Consider the following 2967-nt stretch of genomic DNA (forward strand, 5'->3'; position numbering starts at 1 on the left):
AAGACGCTATCGACCAGCAAACATCAACCCGCAAATTTTTCACAACGGAAAAACCCAGCATGACCAGCCCCACCCCGATCCGCCCCCCAATCCGCGATGCCATCAAAGCCGCCACCATCGATGCCATGAAGGCGCGTGACAGCGCCCGGTTGGGCGCGCTGCGCCTGATCGGTGCTGCGTTGAAGAACAAGGATATCGAGCTGCGGACCGGCAGCGCGCCCGCCGATGACAATGTGCTGGTGGCCGATGTGCTGATGAAAATGGCCAAGCAGCGCCGCGAATCGATCGAAATGTATGACAAGGGCGGCCGCGCCGAGTTGGCGGATGCCGAGCGCGCCGAACTGGCGGTGATCGAGGGCTTCTTGCCGGCGCAAATGACCGAGGCGCAGGCCGATGCCGCCATTCGCGTGCTGGTTGCCGAAATCGGCGCAACCAGCGTGAAGGATATGGGCCGGGTGATGGCTGCGATGAAGGAGCGCTACGCCGGCCAGATGGACATGAGCAAGGCCAACGCGCTGGTGAAGGCAGCCTTGAGCTGATCGGCCTGCAATGAGCCTGTCGCCCGCCTTTCTGGACGAACTGCGCGCCCGGGTTTCGGTGTCCAGTGTGGTTGGCCGGCGCGTGAAGCTGGTGCGCGCCGGGCGCGAGATGAAAGGCTGCTGCCCGTTTCACAACGAAAAAACCCCCAGTTTTCACGTGAATGACGACAAGGGCTTTTACCATTGCTTTGGTTGCGGCGCCCACGGCGATGTCATCCGCTTCATGACTGACAATATGGGCATGCCGTTCATGGAAGCGGTCAAGCAACTGGCCGGCGAAGCGGGACTGGAGGTGCCGGCCGCCTCCCCCGAAGCGCGCGAAAAGGCCAAGGTGGCCGACAGCCTGACCGAGCTGACCGCGCGCGCCGCCGCCTGGTTTCAGGCGCAGCTGGCCGGAGACGCCGGCACCACGGCCCGGGCTTATCTGGACAGGCGCGGCGTCACACCGGATATCGCCAAACGCTTTGGGCTTGGCTTGGCGCTGGACAGCCGCACGGCGCTGCGCAGTCACCTGAAGGATGCCGAAGGCCAGGCCTTGCTGGAGGCTGGCCTGATCGGCACCAGCGAAGACGGCGAGACATATGATCGTTTTCGCGGCCGGCTGATGTTTCCGATCCGCGATCGGCGCGGGCGTGTCGTCGGCTTTGGCGGGCGCGCGCTCGGCGACGTGCAGCCCAAATATCTTAACTCCGCCGATGGCCCGCTGTTTGACAAGGGCCGCCTGCTCTACAATCTCGATCTGGCTGGCCCGGCCGCACGGCAATCCGGGCGATTGATCGTGGTGGAAGGCTATATGGACGTCATCGGCCTGGCCCAGGCCGGCATTGCCGAGGCTGTCGCGCCGCTGGGCACAGCCATGACCGAAACCCAGCTCGCGCTGGCATGGCGGCTGGTGGATGAACCGATCCTTTGCTTTGATGGTGACGGCGCCGGCGTGCGCGCTGCCATCCGCGCTGCCGGCCGGGCGCTGCCGCTGCTGCAACCGGGCAAATCGCTGCGCATCGCTGCCCTGCCCGCTGGCCAGGACCCGGACGATCTGTGCCGATCGGGCGGCGCGGCAGCCTTTGAAGCCGTGCTGGCGGCGGCGGTGCCGCTGATCGATCATATCTGGACCAGCGAAACCGCCGGACTGGAATTGGCCACACCCGAACGCCGCGCACAGGCCCGCGCCCGGCTGCGTGAGGCGGCCGCCACTATCGCCGATCCCGATGTGCGCGGGCTTTATCAGGCAGAGTTTAATCGTCGTTTCGATGCGGCATTTCTGGCCGGGCCGACGCGTGCCGCCTGGACACCGCGCCCGCGCGGCCCCGCAGGACAGAAATGGCAGCCGCCGATCCCCGGTGCATCCGCGGCCCTTAAAGCGCTGGTTGTGCGCGCCCGCGATCCGCTGCTCACGGCTGTGCTGGCCGGGCTACTGTTGCGGCCGACCCTTGCCGATGCACACGCTGATGCACTGGCCGGGCTGCAACCCGGTGATGCCGACGAAGCGGCGCTGTTGTCGGCTGTGTTGGCTGCAACATCTGATCGGGGCGGCGAACAGGCCCTTGAATCGACCGCGATGGCCGACCATTTGCGATCAATGGGATTGGACGGTGCAATGCGGCGCGTATGTGCTGCCAATGCGTTGGGCTTCTCGTTTGCGCGCGCTGGCGGCGATGAAACGGCGGCGCAGACAGATTTTGCGTTGGCTTTGCGGCAGATATCAGCGCGCGCCGCCTTGCAGGAAGGATTGGACGAGGCCACGGTACAGTTTCAGCATAGCCTCGATGAAACCGACTTTGAAGTGCAGCAGGCATTGCGCCGCGATCTGGAATCGCTGGATGCGGCGATGATGAAGCTGGTGGAATCGCGGCGGGCAGATTAAGGCGTTGGTATAATATGAACGTAGCAGTAGCCTGTTCCGCTCGGCCAGACAGCCGGGTGGGCCGGATAGTGCGCATTCAGGTGCAGCTGTTGGCAGCAATTGCCAGGCGCACATGACCTGATTTTGGCGGCGCAGTCTTTGGTGCCGCCCATTGCAAGGATGCAAAACCGGATGGCCAAGGCAGGCGAAAACGGCACCGTCGACACCAAGAGCGAGGGCGATGCCCCGCTGATCGATTTGAACGAAGCCTCGATCAAGAAGCTGATCGCCCGCGCCAAAAAGCGCGGCTACATCACCTATGACGAGATCAACGAGGCTTTGCCGCAAGATCAGATGACCAGCGAGCAGATCGAAGACATCATGTCGGCGATCAACGAAATGGGCATCAACGTCGTCGAGAACGAGGAACCGGCCGAAGACGCCGAAACCCCTGAAGAGGCCGAAGACGAGCCCGAAGCGGTTGATGGTGATCTTGCGCCGGCGCCGGTGGCCGTGGTCAAGGCGCCGCTCGATCGCACCGACGATCCGGTGCGCATGTATCTGCGCGAAATGGGCGCTGTCGAG

At 64.1% G+C, this 2967-nt stretch carries 3 protein-coding genes; all 3 read left to right on the plus strand.

The window, feature by feature from the left end:
- Window positions 1-59: 59 nt before the first annotated feature.
- Window positions 60-539: a GatB/YqeY domain-containing protein gene (locus ABWP50_RS08380; RefSeq protein ID WP_353217555.1), complete on the plus strand. Its 480-nt coding sequence runs from the start codon at window positions 60-62 to the stop codon at window positions 537-539.
- Window positions 540-549: 10 nt separating this feature from the next.
- Window positions 550-2403 carry a DNA primase gene (gene dnaG / locus ABWP50_RS08385; RefSeq protein ID WP_353217543.1) on the plus strand — a complete coding sequence of 618 codons (1854 nt, stop codon included), beginning with the start codon at window positions 550-552 and terminating at the stop codon, window positions 2401-2403.
- 171 nt (window positions 2404-2574) lie between these two features.
- A partial coding sequence (locus ABWP50_RS08390; RefSeq protein ID WP_353217544.1) for an RNA polymerase sigma factor region1.1 domain-containing protein occupies window positions 2575-2967 on the plus strand: 393 nt, incomplete at its 3' end.

Source organism: Sandarakinorhabdus sp., assembly GCF_040398645.1.
GTDB lineage: Bacteria > Pseudomonadota > Alphaproteobacteria > Sphingomonadales > Sphingomonadaceae > Sandarakinorhabdus.

Coding starts and splice junctions, on each gene's coding strand:
- dnaG (WP_353217543.1), top strand. CDS start 550: ATGAGCCTGTCGCCCGCCTTTCTGGACGAACTGCGCGCCCGGGTTTCG.
- ABWP50_RS08380 (WP_353217555.1), top strand. CDS start 60: ATGACCAGCCCCACCCCGATCCGCCCCCCAATCCGCGATGCCATCAAA.